Consider the following 16,245-nt stretch of genomic DNA (forward strand, 5'->3'; position numbering starts at 1 on the left):
GGGTGTGATCAATGGGCTGGTAGGAGGTAGGCGATCCAGATCGTCGCGGCGCGAAGGTGTACTCCGGCGAGGTAGCTCTCGGGGGTCTTGTCGTAGCGTGTGGCGACGCCTCGCCAGGTCTTGAGCTTGTTGATGGCGCGCTCGACGGTGTTGCGGTCGCGGTAGAGGTCCGTGTCGTGGCTGAGGGGCCGGCCGCCCCGGCGGCCCTTCTTTGCGCGGTTCCCGGTCTGGTCCTTCTTCTCCGGGATGACGGCCTTGATACAGCGTTTGCGCAGGTGGGTGCGGTTGGCGCGGGAGGAGTAGGCCTTGTCGACTGCGTCGGGCCGGGTGCGGGGACGGCCGCGAGGGCGGCATCCGTCGCGCGGCTGTTTCACAAGGGGCTCCCGCCCCGTCGGCCGAGCACCGCTCAGCGCACCCAGTCCTTCAGCGGCTCGGTGTCCAGGGTGATCCCCACCGGAGCGGGCAACGCGATCGTCTTCCCGAAAGGGCGCCGGGCGATCATGCTGTAAGCGCCGTCGTCGGGCTCGCTGTACACCAGCGTTTCGCACGCGTCCCGGTCGATCAGCAAGTACACCGGGATGCCGGTCTCCGCATAGGCTCGCGGCTTGTCCTCCCGGTCCCGCTTGTCGGTGTCGGTGTCGTACGACGTCACCTCGACCACCATCACCACCCGGTCGGCGGTCGCCCACTCCCCATGGCCGGCGAAGCTGCCCTTGGGCGCCAAGGCCCCGTCCGGCTTCGCGTGACCGCTGCGGTAGGTCTCCACCTTGAGGCCGCGTTCCGGATAGAGCCACAGGTCCGAGCGCTGCTGCATGCAGTGCTCCATGACCCAACGGACGATCTCGTCATGATCCCCGTCCGGCACCGCTTTGACTCCCAGCTTCCCGTGGACGAACTCCAACCGGACGCCCTCGCGCTCGGCAGCGGCAGCGATGCGTTCGAACTCGTCCGCCTGCATCTGCGGCCGATCCTCAGTGACAGTCATCGCGCGCCTCGCTCCTCCACGCCCGCTCCTGAAAACACCGGCACACGCACAGTCTAGGGATTCTGCGTCCGGCACGTCGGATCGACGGCGTGGTCGTCGACGCCAGTCCCTTGACGTCGGCCTCCGCCGGGCAGCGCCTGCTCAGCGATGCGTGCTGCATGTGTGCCGGGCATCCGGGCCAGGTCCCGCACACCGCGCGGGCAGGGCCTGACCAGGCAAGAAAAAAGAGCCCCCAGTCGGGTTCGAACCGACGACCTACGCTTTACAAGATCTCCAGGAGCGAGCGGCTGACCTGCGGGGCGCAGCCGACGCGGCGCTGACCTGCAGAAACGGCGTTCGTCCTTTGCCGGTGCTTCACGCTGGTTTCCGCGCCCACGTGTGCTGAATCCGTGCTGAGCCGGCGAACGCTCAGGCGTACGGCAGCAGCGTCGCGGTGTCCAGGTCGAAGCCGAACGGTTGGGGGATGTACAGGCTCTCGCCGAAGTCGGCGTCCTCGCGGCGGTGATACTTCCCGCCATCGGGGCGGCTGAAGAGCGTGACGGTCTTCAGCCTGGCGTCCACCACGAGATACAGGGGGATTCCCATCACCGGGTAGTCCCTGACCTTGCCCACCCAGTCGTTCTCGGGGTTCGAGGGCGAGACCAACTCGACGGCGATGGCCGCGGCCTCCGCAGGGACCTGGTTGTCCGTGGTCTCCAGGACGGCGGTCGGCAGATAGGTCAGATCGGGATTGCGGCTCTTGCCCACGCCGGGGGAAACGAGGTCCGTGTTCTCACTCGGCACCAGGTCACCCGGGCTGTGCACGTCGAACTGCCGCCTGACTACCAGGAGATTGCGCTGATGGATGCCGGAGGGGCCGACCATCATGACGATGGTGTCGCCGGAGAGCTCGATCTTGAACCCGTCCGGCAGGCTTCTGCGGGCCTCATCGAGGAGTGCGAAGTGCTGCGGGTCCATGCTGCTGTGCCTCCCGAGAGCGAGCCGACCGTCTCCAAGACTATCGGGGGACGCTCCGCCCGGCGCCGAAGCCGCTCGCGGACGACGTCCCAGGAGAACCGCGCTCGCCAATGAGACCAGAACCGAGACAAGCCGACAGCAAGACACCGCGGCCGGCACCGGGAGGGCTGCCCTCACCAGGGCAAACGTGGAGCCCCCTGTCGGGTTCGAACCGACGACCTACGCTTTACAAGACCCCTCGGGGCGGGCTGCTGACCTGCGGGGATGCAGCGATCTGGCCGCCTGAGCAGCCGAAACTCCATCCACTGATTGCCGCCCGTTCGGATCGTTTTCCAGCGCGGTGTGTGCCGAATCCGTGCTACCGGAGGGCCAGGGCTGGCAGCACGGCCCGTCATCCAAGGACGTCGCCGCATGGCATCAATTCAAGGCATGACTTAAACTGAGAGCAGTCATCATTGAGGAGCTGCTTTGCCCTGGGCCGTCAAAGTCACCGATGAGTACGCCGTCTGGTTCCGGAATCTGATCAAGGAAGATCTGGAATCCGCTTCGCTGGTGGCCCAGGCGGTCGCGGCCTTACGCGAGGCCGGACCGACGCTGGGGCGACCTCTCGTCGACCGGCTGAAGGGAGGCGGCTTGCACCACCTCAAGGAACTGCGGCCGGGATCGAGCGGGCGCTCCGAACTCCGGATCATCTTCGCGTTCGACCCAACGCGTTCGGCCCTCCTCCTGTTGGGCGGCGACAAGGCAGGAAACTGGGAACGCTGGTACCGCGACAACATCCCGATCGCAGAGCAGCTCTACCTCGACTACACCCGTGACACCGAGGAGTGACGATGCCTGGAAAGACCCCGCAGGACTGGGAGAGCCTCGAACAGGAGCTTTACGCGGCTGGCGTCGATCCCGCCGAGGTGGAGGCCGGCGCCCGTCGCCTACTGGCCAAGGCCCGCGGCCACCAACTCGCCGAGACGCGCAAGCAGTGCTCCATGGCGCAGAAGGACGTGGCCGCCCGGATGGGCGTGAGCATCGCCCGCGTATCCCAGATCGAACACGGCGAGGTCACCTCGCTCGACGTCATCGCGCGCTACGTCGAAGCGCTCGGCGGACGTCTCGACCTCGTGGCCGACTTCGGCGACCACACCGTTCGCATGCCGGCCAGCGGCGACAGAAACAACGCTGCCGCGTAGATGACGGAGTTCCAGATCAGAGCAAGGGCGCGGGCGCTATGGCGAACTGGCGCAACACCGTGAGCGAGTCCTGACGCGACAAGCGGTCAACAGCCGGGCCTGCGGGCACCCGCGCGGGGGCTGCGATGGCCCTCGGGTAGCGCCGGGGGGCCGATCTGGTCAGTCGCCTACGTGGCCGACGGCCAGAAGGTGGGAGCTGGCCGCGAGGAGTTCGGGGTAGGGCTCGGCGAGGCGGGCGGCGGTGAGGGCCGACTCGAAGAGTTCCTCGCTCGGCTGGGCGCCGGTGGCCTGTTCGACGGCTTTGAGGAGCGACCAGGTGGGGCCTTCCACTCCGAAGACTTGGACGTCGCGCAGTCCCGCCGCGCGCAGTTCGGCGGCCAGTTCCTCCGCGCGGTGGAAGTAAGCGACAGTGAAGCCGCGTCGGCCGTCGTAAGTCGAGGTGGCGAGGGTTTCCACGATCGATTCCCGCAGGCGTTCGGTGTGCAGGTGCGCCAGTGCGGTGTGTTCGAAGATCGAGGCGTACCGGTTGATGCCCGCCGCCGCGACGAGTCCGCCGAGGCGAGCGACGCGGGCCGCCTCGCGGAGTGCCTGAAGCCGTTCGGCGCGGTCGGGCAGGTGGTACAGCGGGCCGAGCATGGTCACCACGTCGTACGACCCGTCCTCGGCATCCAGACTGCGGGCGTCCCCGACGGAAGCCGCACATACGTGGCGTGCCTGCTCGACATGGCGGGCGACGGGATCGACGAGATCCACGTCGTAGCCGTCCTCGACCAACCAACGCGCGTGCACGCCTGTACCGCCGCCGACGTCGAGGACGCGAGCGGGCGCCTTCGGCAGGAAGCGACGCAACAGCTCCTGCGTGCGCAGCAGTTCCAGCCGCCCATCAGCGGAAGAGTTCAGTCGGCTCCCTTCGTCGAAGACATCGGTGTAGAAGGTTGTGACCTCGGGCGCCAGCTCGGGGGACGACATGTCGGCAGTATCCTCTGCACCGGTGGACCAGTCCAGCCCACGACCTGACGAGGAGCCATGGCACTACTGAAGTACGAAGAGATCGCAGAGTCGCTGCGCGTCCGCATGGCCAGCGGCGAGTTTCCGCCCGGAGCGACGCTCCCCTCCGGCCGGGACCTCGCCGAACAGTGGCAGGTGGCGCGGGCAACAGTGGTCAAGGCGATGGACGTACTCCGCAATGACGGCCTGGTCGAGGCACGGCAGGGCGCCGGCTTCGTCGTGACCGAGACGGCGATCGGGCGGTCCGCCGGCAACAGGAAGTCGGGCAGCGCACGGGTGACCGGCGGCATGCCGTTCACGCGGATCGGCGACCCCGAGCACACCACCCCGCCCGCTCGCATCGCCACTGCACTGGGCCTGCCCGACGGCACGCATGCGCTGCGTCGCGCCAGGCTGATGCAACTGCGGGACGGCACCCCGCACAGCTATGTCGAGGCATGGTTCCCGCCGGACGTGGTCGACAAGGCACCGCGCCTGGAACAACGCGCGCCGATCGCCGAGGGGACCACGAGGTACATCACCCGGCAGACGGGGCGCACTCCCGCCGAGGGCGTGGACGTGACAACCGTCCGCCTCGCCACGGACAAGGAGGCACATCACCTGCACCTCGACACTCCGGCAGCAGTGGCCGTCGTGCTCCATATCGCGTACGACCAGGAAGGCCGCCCCTTGGCGTGCGAGGAAGGCGTCACACCGGGGTCGCTGTGGGAGCAGACGGACGCCTATCCGATGTGACCGACCAACCGTTGAAGAGCGCGGGTCGCAACCACCTCGCTCCATCCATCGGCGCACGGACGTACGCGCCGACCTGACCCTCCATCCTGGGCATCGAGGCGCGCACCAGCAGGACTTGACTGGACCGGTCCACCGGTCCAGTCTGTTTGTGACGGTTGGTCACCTCGTCATTCGCGAGGTGCCGTGTTCCGCGTTGTGTTGATGAAGGGGTGGGATCGGGATGCCCAGTCGTAGTTCTCCGCGGTTGGCGCCGCCACACGTTGGCCCGTTGGAAACGTCCAAAAGGTCGTGGCGGTGTGTCACCTTCCCCGAGTTCCCGGTGGAGCCGCACGAGTCAGATGTCGTGACCGCCCGGCGGGCCGTCGCACGGATCGTCCGGGAATGGCGGGTGCCCTTCACGGAAGAACGGCTCGAAGACCTGGAACTGCTGGCCGGAGAAGTGATCGCCAACGCCGTCGGCCAGACCCGGGCACCGTGCTCTGTGGCGGTGCGATGGACCCGGAGTCAGGGTGCGGGTAGAGGTCGCCGATTCCAGCGCTGTACGCCCGAAGCCGCGCAGCAGTTCGCCGGACGCCGAGGACGGGCGGGGGCTGCTGCTCGTGGACGCGCTCGCTGCGGACTGGGGCAGCTTCTACGATCCCGCCGGGAAGGTGGTCTGGTTCGAGGTCGCCTCCAGCATCCGGCCCGCACGGCGGAAGCAGCCGCCGCCGTGGAGTACTCCGGGGACGTGGGCGATCACGACGTCAGACGGTGCCGTCACGTCTGGGTATCTGCCGGCCTGGGCCGAGGACGACCCCACCGAGATCGGCGTGCCGGAGGAGGAGCTGCCGCAAAGGCTGGCCCAGGTCAACCATCGCGCCTTCTTCGAAGGACCGATGCCGCCCCTCACCGCTCCGGACCTGTGGGGCACAGGCGGGTGGCCGAGGTGGGCGGACTCAGGAATCGGCCTCCCGGCTGTGTGCCCTCGTCCCCCGGCGAGGGCACACGGAGCACATCCCGCTGCCTGAGTTGGTCCTGCCTCACCTCTGACGAGGTCCCTGGCATGATGTGCGCCATGACGCAGACCCGAAAGGCCGATGGCGCGTAGGCCGCCCGGCGCCATCCGTGCTCAGCGATGGCCGGCCCGGAAGAAGGACGTTCCCCCTGCCCGCCAGGTTTCGGGCGTTCCTCACCGAACCCGCGCAGCCATCAATCAGCTCGAAGCCCGACATCTCTGGCGGGGAGCGGTCGCCGAGGCCCTGCACCACTACGAACGGTTCCTCCGTCAACCCGGCCGATATCTCTCTCTGCCTTGGGACGACTGCCCCTGCTGCAATCCGGCAGAGGCCCGGGACATCCTCGGAGAAGCGCTCCGACTCCTGCCGCCTGCGGCCCGAGCAGGGCTCCAGAAGATCGTCACCCCGCTGGATGCGGAGTACCTCCGTCGCACCCTGCCCGACCCTGTGGCAGCGTCCATCAGCCCGTGGCATGCGGAAGCGTGGTGGCGGCAGAGAGTCCGGGAGAGATGACCCCCGCCCTGATATCGGGCAGCTTCCTGCTCGCCTGCCGCCGGTTGCCGCCCTCGGCCGCGGCGCGGCGGCCCCGCGACCGGCCGGCGGACCACCCAGGCGCCGTGAACCGGCGCGATGTGTGCTGCATGTGTGCCGGGCGCCCCGGCCGGGCGCCCCGCACCGCGGAAACCAGGCCTGACCAGGCAAGAAAAAGAGCCCCCTGTCGGGTTCGAACCGACGACCTACGCTTTACAAGTCCACGAGCGATCGTGACGACCGGTTCCAGCTCATGCCGCGCGGTGGCGTTCTACCTGGTCAACGCAGTTGTCGCAAGCTGGACTGTGACGCCCCGCACCGCCCCGTCCGAAGGCGTCTGCGCTCCCCTTGCGCTCCCCGCGCCCCACCGGGCGGGCTGGCCCGGCGACACTGGTCGGGGATACCTCCACAGGCCGCAGGAAATGTAACCAAATCAAGAGAATATGTAACCACCTATGGGTTACATTTATCGCCGTGCCCACGGACCTGACTGCAATGATCGCGGAGCTACGCTCGGCGGGAGGCGACTGCGCCGACATCGAGGTGAAGTCGGCCGCCGGGGGGCTCCCCCAGTCGCTGACCTCGACGCTCAGCGCGCTGGCGAACCTGCCGGGTGGCGGCACCATCATCCTGGGGCTCGACGAGCGAACAGGATTCCGGCCCGTCCCCCTGGCGGACCCGCAGGGGCTGAAGCAGGGCCTCGCGCTCAAGGCCCGTTCGTTCACGCCCCCGGTTCTCCTCACCATCAGCGACGGAACGGTCGACGGCTGCCCTGTCGTGGTGGCCACGGTCCATGAGTGCGACCGTTCGGCGAAGCCATGCAGGGTCACCGCCTCGGGCGCCTCCTACTCGCGTGGATACGACGGCGACTTCGAGCTGTCGGCTCTTGAGGAGCAGGCCTTCCTCGCCGCACGCCGCCCTCCGCTGTTCGACCGGGCGCCGGTTGCCGACGCCGCCCGGGCGGATCTCGACGACCAGCTTGTCACCGAGTTCCTCCGGTCGGTCCGGGAACGGGACCCCCGCGGCCTGGGGCGCTTCACCGATGACGCCGAACTGCTGCGGCGCGCCGGCGTGACCACCGCCGAGGACACACCAACCGTCGCGGGCCTGCTGGCTCTCGGCGCCCACCCTCAGCAGTGGTTCCCCCGATTCGTGATCCAGGCCTCAGCAGAGCCGCTGCCGGAGGATCCCGTGGGCTCCCGCGCACGCAACCAGACGACGATCACGGGGCCGATTCCACGGATGCTCGACGAGGCCCTGGCCTGGGCCCGGCGCACCTTCGACACCACGATCGTGTCCGAACCCGACGGGACCGTCCACGACCGACCCACCTACCCCTACGTTGCCTTCAGGGAGCTGATCGCCAACGCCCTGGTGCACCGAGACCTCGACCACTGGTCCGCAGGCCTGGCAATCGAGGTCAGGCTCCGACGCGACCGGCTGGTGGTCTCCAACCCCGGCGGGTTGTACGGAATCACCGTCGAACGACTCGGCCGGGACGCCGTGACCTCGGCGCGCAACGCCAGGCTCGTCGCGATCTGCCAGCACGTCCGCTCCCCCGAGACGGGAGCGCGGGTCATCGAAGCCCTGGCCACGGGAATCCCGATCATCACAGCCTCCCTCAGCGAAGCCGGAATCCCCCCCGCCCACTACGTGGACGCGGGCATCCGGTTCACCGTGGTCCTGCAACGCGCAGCGGCACCCGCCACACAACCCGGGCTGAACGAAACCGCGCTGCGAGTCTACGACGCGCTCGCAGCCGGCCCCCAGAGCGCGGCCGAACTACAGAAGTCACTGGAGCTCACTGCTCCCAACATCCGCAAAGTCCTCCGCGACCTGCGCAGCCGAGGCCTGGTGGAGCAACTCGGAGGCAGAGGACGACCGACCACCTACCGGCGCCCCGCAGAGTAGTCCGTACCCGCTGGCGCAACGTCCCGCTGCGGCGCGCGGCGCAGTCCGGCACCGGTCCGCAAAGCTCCACGAAGGACGCCGGTGCGTGTTCCCCCCGACCCCCGTGTCGAGTGCCGGTCCACGTCCGATGTCCCCGCGTAGCCCGCCTAGCCCCGTGGCGTAGGGGAACCAACGCCAGGTCTCCGCTGCACCAGCCGCAGCACTCGGCGGTAGGCTGCGCGGCCGTGAGCGAGTACCAGTACTACGAGTTCCAGGCCGTTGACCGACCGTTGACCACGGACGAGCTCCAGCAGGTACGGGCCCTGTCGAGCCGGGCCAGGATCAGCACGACGCACTTCGTCAACGAATACCACTACGGCGACTTCCGCGGTGACGGCCGCAAGCTGATGGAGCAGCTGTACGACGCACATCTGTATTTCGCCAACTGGGGCTCGCGCCGCCTGATGCTGCGCCTGCCCACCACGCTGCTGCCCGCCCGCAGCGCCAAACCCTATTGCGCGGAAGACGCCTTCACCTGCTGGACCAGGAACGGCCACCTCATCCTCGACTTCGCCTATGCGGCCGAGGACGACAGCGAGTGGGAGTTCGACACCTCCTTCACTCTGGCCTCGTTCACGGCCCTGCGTACCGAACTCGCCGCAGGCGACCTGCGCCCCCTCTATCTGGCCTGGCTTTCCGCGCTCACCCGCTGGGAGTTGCAGGAAGACGTCGACGAAGACGAGTACACCTCCGCCATCGAGCCGCCCGTACCCGCCGGTCTGGCCCAGCTCACCGGCTCGCAACAGGCCCTGGCGGACTTCCTGCACATCGACCCGCACCTGCTCACCGCAGCCGCCCGCGCCAGTTGTACCGCCCCTCCCCCGGCGGTCGACAAGAACGCACTCGCCGCGTGGATCCGCGCCCTGCCGCAACGCGAGAAGGACGCCCTGCTGCTGGACGCCGCCCTGGGCACATCCCCACAACCGGGCCCCGCGCTGCTGGCCCGCCACCGCACCGCATCCCACGGCACAGCCGGACCCTCCACCGCCGCCCCACGCCGCTCAGCCGCAGACCTCCTCGACGCCGCCCACGAAGTACGCAGCGAGCACACACGGCAGCAGCAACGTGCCCGTATCCTGTCCCGCCGAGCCGAACAACAGACCAGGGAGGACCGCCTGGACCACCTGGCCGAGAACGCCGAGCAGGTCTGGCAGGACATCGCCCACCTGATCGGGCAGAAGCAGTCCGGCCCGTACGACGCCGCAGTCGCCCTCCTGAAGGATCTCCGCGAGGTCCATGACCGGGCGGGCACCCCCGAGGAGTTCGCCCGGCGCCTGCAGCCCCTACGCGACCAGCACCGCGGCAAGCCCTCGCTGATGCGACGCCTCACCGACGCCGGCCTGACAGCCCGCTGATCGCCTGAGGGGAAAGACCGGCACCAGCGCGCCGCCCCTCATCGGCCGCTCCCCAGGGCCACCCCTTGTCGACCCGGCACAAAGTCCGCGATCGAAGATTCGTTCCTCGCTCCCGCCCCCGGCGGCGCCCAGCACACGCAACAAGCGGTCCGGGCGCAGACCACGTCCCCCGCACGCCTTCACCAGAGCCGTTCACGACCGCCGACGACCTCCCTGCACAGGGACGCCCGCTGCACCCGCGCTGTCCTGATGCGCTCCCCTCGCGCTCCCCTTGCCGGCTCACCCACCGCCCGCCCGGCCGTCAGGCACCGCACTGGGCCGTGAAAGCCCTGTTCAGAGGCCCGTGAGCGCCCGCAGGACCAACCAGTGCCTCCCGTGGGTCAGCCCGCGCCGGACGCATCACCATGCGTAGGTCAAAAGGGGTCCACTGGAGGCCTCCCCATGGTCAAGAGAAGGGAAAATGGCCAGGCCAAACGCTTAGCCTGGGGTTCACCATGGAGCCCCCTGTCGGGTTCGAACCGACGACCTACGCTTTACAAGAGCGTCGCTCTGGCCAACTGAGCTAAGGAGGCGCAGGGAGAAGTGTAGCGGGCGGGGTCGGGGGAGGGTGGGGAAAAAAGGGGTGGAGGGCTGGTGACAAAACGGGGAACGTGCAGGTAGCGTCACCGGGAGTCCGTGGGATGCGGGCTGGACCACTGAAGCGGCACCAAAAAAACTGCTTCCTTTACTCGGATCGTCCGGCACGTTCCTGCCGGTGAAGGGACTGCGTAACAGTCATGGCTACAGTCACGTTCGACAAGGCGACCCGGATCTACCCGGGTGGCGACAAGCCCGCGGTGGACGGGCTCGACATCGAGGTCGGGGACGGCGAGTTCCTGGTGCTGGTCGGGCCTTCGGGTTGCGGCAAGTCGACCTCGCTCCGCATGCTCGCGGGGCTCGAGGACGTCAACGCCGGTGCGATCCGGATCGGTGAGCGGGACGTCACGCACCTGCCGCCCAAGGACCGCGACATCGCGATGGTGTTCCAGAACTACGCGCTGTACCCGCACATGACGGTCGCCGACAACATGGGCTTCGCGCTCAAGATCGCCGGCGTCAACAAGGCCGAGATCCGCAAGCGGGTCGAGGAAGCCGCGAAGATCCTGGACCTGACCGACTACCTGGCGCGCAAGCCGAAGGCGCTCTCCGGTGGTCAGCGCCAGCGTGTCGCGATGGGCCGCGCGATCGTCCGTGAGCCGCAGGTCTTCCTCATGGACGAGCCGCTGTCGAACCTCGACGCGAAGCTGCGTGTGCAGACCCGTACGCAGATCGCCAGCCTGCAGCGCCGCCTCGGCGTCACCACCGTCTACGTCACCCACGACCAGGTCGAGGCCATGACGATGGGCGACCGCGTGGCGGTGCTCAAGGACGGTCTGCTGCAGCAGGTCGACAGCCCGCGCAACATGTACGACAAGCCGGCCAACCTGTTCGTGGCGGGCTTCATCGGCTCCCCCGCGATGAACCTCATCGAGGTCCCGATCGTCGACGGCGGCGTGAAGTTCGGCAACACGCTGGTCAACGTCGAGCGTGACGCGGTGCAGGCGGCGGCGGACAAGGGTGACCGCACGGTCACCGTCGGTGTGCGCCCCGAGCACTTCGACATCGTCGACGGCGAGAGCGAGAGCAAGTCGCTGTCCAAGGACGCCCCGGCCGGCCTGGCCGTGACCGTCAACGTCGTCGAGGAGCTGGGCGCGGACGGTTACGTCTACGGCTCGGCGAAGGTCGGCGACGAGGACAAGGACATCGTCATCCGCGTCGGCGGCCGCGCGATCCCGGAGAAGGGCTCCGTGCTGCACGTGGTGCCGCGCGGCGGCGAGACCCACGTCTTCGCCACCTCCTCGGGCGAGCGCCTGAGCGACTGACCCAAGGGTCACAAGCGCCAAGGGCCGGGCGGTACGTGGGCGACCACGTACCGCCCGGCCCCTTTTGCGTGCCCGCGCTCGCGGGAGAGCCGGCCGCGGGTACGGGCCGCGGGCACCGCCCCCGAACGCCGGTCGCTTACATACGCATAACCGGCCTTTCGGATGCGTTCGTCAACACCCGAACACCCTGACAGCGATTTCACTCCCTCGGGAGAGTGACTAAATGTCGCCAAATCATCACCAGTCGCTACGATCCGAGGCGTGAACCAGGTAGCTCGCCGTCTCGGCAAGACATTCGCGCTCGTTCTCCCGGTCGTTCTCGTGCTGTCGGGAACGCTCGCCGTCACCCGCGTCCCGTGGGCCGTCTCCTCCTCCGACGCGCAGGTGCTCACCGCCTCCGCCAAGAGCCGGCAGGAAGTGGCCGCGGAGACCGCCGCGAAGGCGCCGCAGGAGGCGCTGCGTATGCGTCTGCTGGCCGAACTCCAGGAGAAGGACCCGGGAGTGGCCCTGACCGGCCTCCAGGTCGCCATGGCCCGCCAGCCGTCGCTCGCCAAGTACTGCGCGTCCATCGCGCGTTCGCTGGGCCGCGCGGCCGTGGCGAAGTACGACGGCGCCACGCAGCGTGCCCAGTCGTGGTCGCGCCCGGTGTGCGACACCGCTTTCGCGACGGGCATCGCGTCCGTCGGCTGACACCAGGCCCCGCATTCGCCGCACTTACCGCGTTCCCGCAGGGGCGGGGTACGGTCCGCGTCCGGTCCGTACCCCGCCTTCCGCGTCGCATAGGGTGCCGAGCATGACGCACGACACCATTGCGCACGAGGTCATCCCGGTCACGCAGGCCGTCATCCTGGCCGGAGGGCAGGGCTCGCGGCTGCGCCCGTACACCGACGACCGGCCCAAGCCGATGGTCGAGATCCCCGGTACGGGCACGCCGATCATCGGCCACCAGCTGGCCTGGCTCGCCGCGGAGGGCGTCACCGACGCGGTCGTCTCGTGCGGGCACCTCGCGGAGGTGCTCCAGGAATGGCTGGACAGTACGCCGCTGCCGATGAAGGTGACCACGGTCGTCGAGCACGAGCCGCTCGGCCGCGGCGGCGGGCTCAAGTACGCCGCCGCGTCGCTGCCGCGGGCCGAGGAGCCGTGGTACGCCACGAACGGCGACATCTGGACGCGCTTCTCGCTGCGCGACATGGCCGCATTCCACGAGGAGCGCGACGCCGTCGCGACGCTCGCCCTCGCCAGGCCGCGGATTCCCTGGGGGGCCGTCGAGACCAACGAGTTCGGGCAGGTCCTGGACTTCATCGAGTCCCCGCCGTCGCCCTTCCTCATCAACGCCGGCGTGTACGTCTTCGCGCCCGGCTTCACGGCGATGCTGCCGGATCTGGGCGACCACGAACGCACGACCTTCCCGCGGTTGGCGCGGGAGCGCCGGCTGGCCGGCTACCCCATTCCGCAGGGGGCGTACTGGCGGGCGATCGACACGGCGAAGGATCTTCGCGAGGCGGCCAGGGAATTGGGCTCGACGCCCGTCTAGGAGGGTTCCCTTTCCCCGACGGGGGGCTCTGGACGACTGCGGGTGATTGCCCCTTGCGGTGGGGTGTCGGCTGCCGGGCGCGTCGTGGCTTGTCGCGCAGTTCCCCGCGCCCCCGAGGTCCTGCCCCTTGGGCGCCACGTTTGCCTGCGGCGCTGTGATGGTTGCGCGCGCAGTTCCCCGCGCCCCCGGGTGATTGCCCCCTGCTGCCTGCCGCGCCGTCGTCGTTGCGCGCGACGCCGAGGGGCGCCCGCGTGCGGAATCCCCGCGCCCTGGCGGGCGCGGGGATTCCGGCGGGCGAGAGGGGGCAGGTCAGGCGATCGGGGAGGTGGCCGGGGCGGCGCCCAGCAGGGGGGCGCCGAGGAGGCCGCCGATGGCGCCCTGGGGGGGCCTGGACGCCGGGGGCGGGGGCGGCGGCGGGGCCGCGTGGGTCGGGGGCGGGGCCGCGGGGGGCTGGGTGGGCGTGGAGTGGCCGCCCGAGCCGCCCGAGCCACCGGAGGAGCCCGAGGAGCCCGTGGAGCCGCCGGTACCGCTCGTGGACGTGTGGCCGGGGGTGTGGGTGCGCCCGGGGGCCGTGGTCGGCGCCTGGGCGGACGCGGGGGCGTCCGGCTCCTTCGTCTTCCTGGCCTTGGCCGAAGTGCTCGGCGCGGGCGTCGTGGACGCGGACCCGGCGTCGGCGCCCGGGGCCTCGGGCAGCGGCACTCCGGGCAGGTTGTTGACGAGCGGGGCGGCCGGCCCCGCGGGGCGCTGGGCAGGGGCGGTGGTGGCCCGTACCGCGGCCCCCAGCACCGAGCCGATCAGCAGGGTGCAGCCGGCGATGACCGTACCGAGCACCACACCGCGCCGCAGTACATAGCCGCGCAGGTCCCACACGCCGACCCGGGGGCCGAGCCTGCGCCATGCGTCGCCGGCGAGCTTGCCGTCGACGGAGTAGACGGGGGCGCCGGCGATGACCAGCGGGCTCCAGGCGGCCAGGTAGATGAAGTCGGGGGCGTCGTACACCGGGACGGTGCGCCAGCTCACGGTGACGAGCAGGGCGATGGACAGGGCGGCGCCGAAGCTCGCGGCGACCCGCTGCCACAGTCCGCAGACGGTCAGGACGCCGACCACGACCTGGAGGAAGGCGATGCTCAGGCCCGCGCCCACCGGGTGGTTGAGCGCGGCGTCGCGCAGCGGCTCGGCCGCCGCCCAGGGGTGCAGCGAGGACAGCCAGGTGACCATGGAGCCGCGCTCGCCGCCGTCGAAGTAGACGCGGTCGCACAGTTTGCTCATGCCGGCGTAGATCGACACGAAGCCGAGGAAGATCCGCAGCGGCAGCAGCACGATGCCGAGGTTCAGCCGACGGTGCGGATACCAGGCGTGCTTGACGAAGTCGGCGTTGCCCTGGCGCGACATGCGCCGCGGCCCGGCGCCGCCGTATCCGTCGCCATGTACGCCGCCGTCGCCATGTACGTCGCCGTACGCGTCGCCGTCGCCGTGTACGCCGCCGCGGTAGCCGACGACCGGCTCGCCGTCGTCCTGGTCGTACGCGCCGCGCGCCGGGCGGACGCCGCTGAGCAGGCCGGTCGGGGACTGGCCGCTGCGGGGGCCGACGACGGTCGGGCGACCGGGCGGCCGCCCGGTCGTGCCGTCGATCCGCGGCAGTACCTGGGTGGCCGCGCCCGCGCTGCCGTCGTCGGAGCCGGCCCGCCGTACCGCCCGCAGCAGCTCACCCGCGCGCGGGTCGCCCGGCTCGGTGCGGCCGGACCACACCACCGGGACGAGCTTGCGGCGGCCCGGCGCCCGGGCGGCGCCCGCGTACTGCGGGGCGGCGGCGATCCGGCTGGTGTCGCCGAGTCCCAGGGAGCGGGTCGAGGCCCTGCCCAGCTGCACACGGAAGCTCGCATGGGTGACGATGACCTGCGCGGGGTCGCTCGGCACCCGTGCCATCGTCATGACCTGCTCGTCGAATCCGGGCGTCCCTCCCCCTGTGGAGGGGCGGGGGGTTCTGGTGTCCACACTCATCTAACCGAGTGACGAACGGTTAGGACACTGCCTGGCAGAGCCCTCGATGTCCGAGACGCGTCAATCGCACCGAGGCAGTATGATGCGCCCGCACGGCCTGCGGGGACCGTTCAGGCCCGGCGCCGCGCCGCCTCGTAGAGGACCACGCCCGCCGCCACGCCGGCGTTCAGGGACTCCGCGGCACCGCCCGGCATCGGGATGCGGACCAGCAGGTCGCAGGTCTCGCCGACCAGCCGCGACAGGCCCTTGCCCTCGCTGCCCGCGACGATGACGACGGGGCCGGTGAGCGCTTCGAGGTCGTAGAGGTCGACGTCGCCGTCGGCGGCCAGGCCGATGACGGTCAGGCCGGCCTTCTGGTACGCCTCCAGCGTGCGGGTCAGGTTGGTGGCGCGGGCCACCGGGACGCGGGCCGCAGTGCCGGCCGAGGTCTTCCAGGCGCCGGCGGTCATACCGGCGGCACGCCGCTCGGGCACCACGACGCCGTGGCCGCCGAAGGCCGCGACCGAGCGGACGACGGCACCGAGGTTGCGCGGGTCGGTGACACCGTCGAGGGCCACGATCAGCGGCTCGTCGCGCTGCTCGGAGGCCTCGGCGAGCAGGTCGTCGGGGTGGGCGTACTCGTACGGCGGGATCTGCAGCACCAGGCCCTGGTGGTTCAGGCCCGCGGTGATCCGGTCCAGCTCGGGCCGGGGCGCCTCCAGCAGCGGCACGCCGCGGTCGGTGGCCAGCCGCAGCGCCTCGCGCACGCGGTCGTCGCTGTCGATGAACTGCTGGACGTAGACCGCGGTCGCCGGGATGTCGGCGCGCAGCGCCTCGACCACGGGGTTGCGGCCGACGACCATCTCGGACGTCGACTTGGCGCCGCGCCCCGACGGGCGGCGGGACTGGCCCGACACCCGGCGGGCCTGGGCGTTCGCGACGCGGTTCTTCTTGTGGCCCTTGCGCGCCTCGGCCGGCGGCGTCGGACCCTTGCCCTCAAGGCCCTTGCGGCGCTGCCCGCCGCTGCCGACCGTGGCGCCCTTCTTGTTGGTCGTACGGCGGTTCCTGCGCTGGCTGTTGCCGGCCATGGGGCACTCTCACTTCTGTCTTCGTCCCGGCGTCGCCGACGT

14 protein-coding genes, 1 tRNA gene and 1 pseudogene are annotated in these 16,245 nt (G+C 70.1%); 8 read left to right on the forward strand and 8 right to left on the reverse strand.

What is annotated here, in order from left to right:
- Window positions 1–8 precede the first annotated feature (8 nt).
- From NFU81_RS07925 to NFU81_RS07935, 3 genes and pseudogenes are all read right to left on the reverse strand, one after another.
- Window positions 9–347, reverse strand: a pseudogene (locus tag NFU81_RS07925) (transposase); the annotation flags it as partial.
- A gap of 59 nt (window positions 348–406) precedes the next feature.
- Window positions 407–985: a Uma2 family endonuclease gene (locus NFU81_RS07930; RefSeq protein WP_251486568.1), complete on the reverse strand. Its 579-nt coding sequence runs from the start codon at window positions 983–985 to the stop codon at window positions 407–409.
- Between the two features lie 408 nt (window positions 986–1,393).
- Window positions 1,394–1,942, reverse strand: a complete 549-nt coding sequence (locus NFU81_RS07935) for a Uma2 family endonuclease (protein WP_251486571.1) — start codon at window positions 1,940–1,942, stop codon at window positions 1,394–1,396.
- 468 nt (window positions 1,943–2,410) lie between these two features.
- On the opposite strand from NFU81_RS07935, the gene NFU81_RS07940 reads away from it, so the two are divergent.
- Together NFU81_RS07940 and NFU81_RS07945 are read left to right on the forward strand one after the other, a co-directional pair.
- A complete protein-coding gene (locus tag NFU81_RS07940) occupies window positions 2,411–2,773 on the forward strand; it encodes a type II toxin-antitoxin system RelE/ParE family toxin (protein ID WP_251486574.1) in 363 nt (120 codons plus the stop codon).
- A 2-nt stretch (window positions 2,774–2,775) separates the two neighbouring features.
- Window positions 2,776–3,126 carry a helix-turn-helix domain-containing protein gene (locus tag NFU81_RS07945; protein WP_251486576.1) on the forward strand — a complete coding sequence of 117 codons (351 nt, stop codon included), beginning with the start codon at window positions 2,776–2,778 and terminating at the stop codon, window positions 3,124–3,126.
- A gap of 159 nt (window positions 3,127–3,285) precedes the next feature.
- Here the strand turns inward: NFU81_RS07945 and NFU81_RS07950 are convergent, their stop codons facing one another.
- The gene (locus tag NFU81_RS07950; RefSeq protein WP_251486577.1) at window positions 3,286–4,095 is read right to left on the reverse strand and encodes a class I SAM-dependent methyltransferase; all 810 of its coding nucleotides are present in this window, start codon (window positions 4,093–4,095) and stop codon (window positions 3,286–3,288) included.
- A gap of 57 nt (window positions 4,096–4,152) precedes the next feature.
- Between NFU81_RS07950 and NFU81_RS07955 the strand changes: the two genes are divergently transcribed.
- The gene (locus NFU81_RS07955; RefSeq protein ID WP_251486579.1) at window positions 4,153–4,869 is read left to right on the forward strand and encodes a GntR family transcriptional regulator; all 717 of its coding nucleotides are present in this window, start codon (window positions 4,153–4,155) and stop codon (window positions 4,867–4,869) included.
- Window positions 4,870–5,500: 631 nt separating this feature from the next.
- On the opposite strand, the gene NFU81_RS40790 is transcribed toward NFU81_RS07955, so the two are convergent.
- Window positions 5,501–5,629 (reverse strand): hypothetical protein, encoded by a 129-nt coding sequence (locus tag NFU81_RS40790; RefSeq protein WP_274038061.1) that lies wholly within the window; start codon window positions 5,627–5,629, stop codon window positions 5,501–5,503.
- Window positions 5,630–6,869: 1,240 nt separating this feature from the next.
- Here NFU81_RS40790 and NFU81_RS07960 point away from each other — a divergent pair.
- Together NFU81_RS07960 and NFU81_RS07965 are read left to right on the forward strand one after the other, a co-directional pair.
- Entirely contained in the window at window positions 6,870–8,306 is a 1,437-nt protein-coding gene (locus NFU81_RS07960; protein ID WP_251486581.1) for an ATP-binding protein, read from the forward strand.
- A 224-nt stretch (window positions 8,307–8,530) separates the two neighbouring features.
- Window positions 8,531–9,700: a hypothetical protein gene (locus tag NFU81_RS07965; RefSeq protein ID WP_251486583.1), complete on the forward strand. Its 1,170-nt coding sequence runs from the start codon at window positions 8,531–8,533 to the stop codon at window positions 9,698–9,700.
- A 495-nt stretch (window positions 9,701–10,195) separates the two neighbouring features.
- Here NFU81_RS07965 and NFU81_RS07970 read toward each other — a convergent pair.
- Window positions 10,196–10,272: transfer RNA gene (locus NFU81_RS07970), tRNA-Thr, on the reverse strand.
- Between the two features lie 204 nt (window positions 10,273–10,476).
- Between NFU81_RS07970 and NFU81_RS07975 the strand changes: the two genes are divergently transcribed.
- From NFU81_RS07975 to NFU81_RS07985, 3 genes are all read left to right on the forward strand, one after another.
- Window positions 10,477–11,601: an ABC transporter ATP-binding protein gene (locus NFU81_RS07975; protein WP_251486585.1), complete on the forward strand. Its 1,125-nt coding sequence runs from the start codon at window positions 10,477–10,479 to the stop codon at window positions 11,599–11,601.
- A gap of 261 nt (window positions 11,602–11,862) precedes the next feature.
- A complete protein-coding gene (locus NFU81_RS07980; protein ID WP_251486587.1) occupies window positions 11,863–12,291 on the forward strand; it encodes a hypothetical protein in 429 nt (142 codons plus the stop codon).
- Between the two features lie 103 nt (window positions 12,292–12,394).
- Window positions 12,395–13,135 (forward strand): nucleotidyltransferase family protein, encoded by a 741-nt coding sequence (locus NFU81_RS07985; protein ID WP_251486589.1) that lies wholly within the window; start codon window positions 12,395–12,397, stop codon window positions 13,133–13,135.
- A gap of 309 nt (window positions 13,136–13,444) precedes the next feature.
- On the opposite strand, the gene NFU81_RS07990 is transcribed toward NFU81_RS07985, so the two are convergent.
- Together NFU81_RS07990 and rlmB are read right to left on the reverse strand one after the other, a co-directional pair.
- Window positions 13,445–15,136, reverse strand: coding sequence for a DoxX family protein (locus tag NFU81_RS07990; protein ID WP_251486591.1), 1,692 nt, complete (start codon window positions 15,134–15,136; stop codon window positions 13,445–13,447).
- 110 nt (window positions 15,137–15,246) lie between these two features.
- A complete protein-coding gene (gene rlmB, locus NFU81_RS07995; protein ID WP_251486594.1) occupies window positions 15,247–16,203 on the reverse strand; it encodes a 23S rRNA (guanosine(2251)-2'-O)-methyltransferase RlmB in 957 nt (318 codons plus the stop codon).
- Between the last annotated feature and the right edge of the window lie 42 nt (window positions 16,204–16,245).

It is taken from the genome of Actinacidiphila cocklensis (assembly GCF_907177275.1).
Classification (GTDB): domain Bacteria; phylum Actinomycetota; class Actinomycetes; order Streptomycetales; family Streptomycetaceae; genus Actinacidiphila; species Actinacidiphila cocklensis.

Bases quoted from the DNA above. Each gene is read 5' to 3' on its own strand.
- NFU81_RS07930 (WP_251486568.1), bottom strand. From the start codon at position 985: ATGACTGTCACTGAGGATCGGCCGCAGATGCAGGCGGACGAGTTCGAA.
- NFU81_RS07935 (WP_251486571.1), bottom strand. From the start codon at position 1,942: ATGGACCCGCAGCACTTCGCACTCCTCGATGAGGCCCGCAGAAGCCTG.
- NFU81_RS07945 (WP_251486576.1), top strand. From the start codon at position 2,776: ATGCCTGGAAAGACCCCGCAGGACTGGGAGAGCCTCGAACAGGAGCTT.
- NFU81_RS07950 (WP_251486577.1), bottom strand. From the start codon at position 4,095: ATGTCGTCCCCCGAGCTGGCGCCCGAGGTCACAACCTTCTACACCGAT.
- NFU81_RS07955 (WP_251486579.1), top strand. From the start codon at position 4,153: ATGGCACTACTGAAGTACGAAGAGATCGCAGAGTCGCTGCGCGTCCGC.
- NFU81_RS07975 (WP_251486585.1), top strand. From the start codon at position 10,477: ATGGCTACAGTCACGTTCGACAAGGCGACCCGGATCTACCCGGGTGGC.
- NFU81_RS07985 (WP_251486589.1), top strand. From the start codon at position 12,395: ATGACGCACGACACCATTGCGCACGAGGTCATCCCGGTCACGCAGGCC.
- NFU81_RS07990 (WP_251486591.1), bottom strand. From the start codon at position 15,136: ATGAGTGTGGACACCAGAACCCCCCGCCCCTCCACAGGGGGAGGGACG.
- rlmB (WP_251486594.1), bottom strand. From the start codon at position 16,203: ATGGCCGGCAACAGCCAGCGCAGGAACCGCCGTACGACCAACAAGAAG.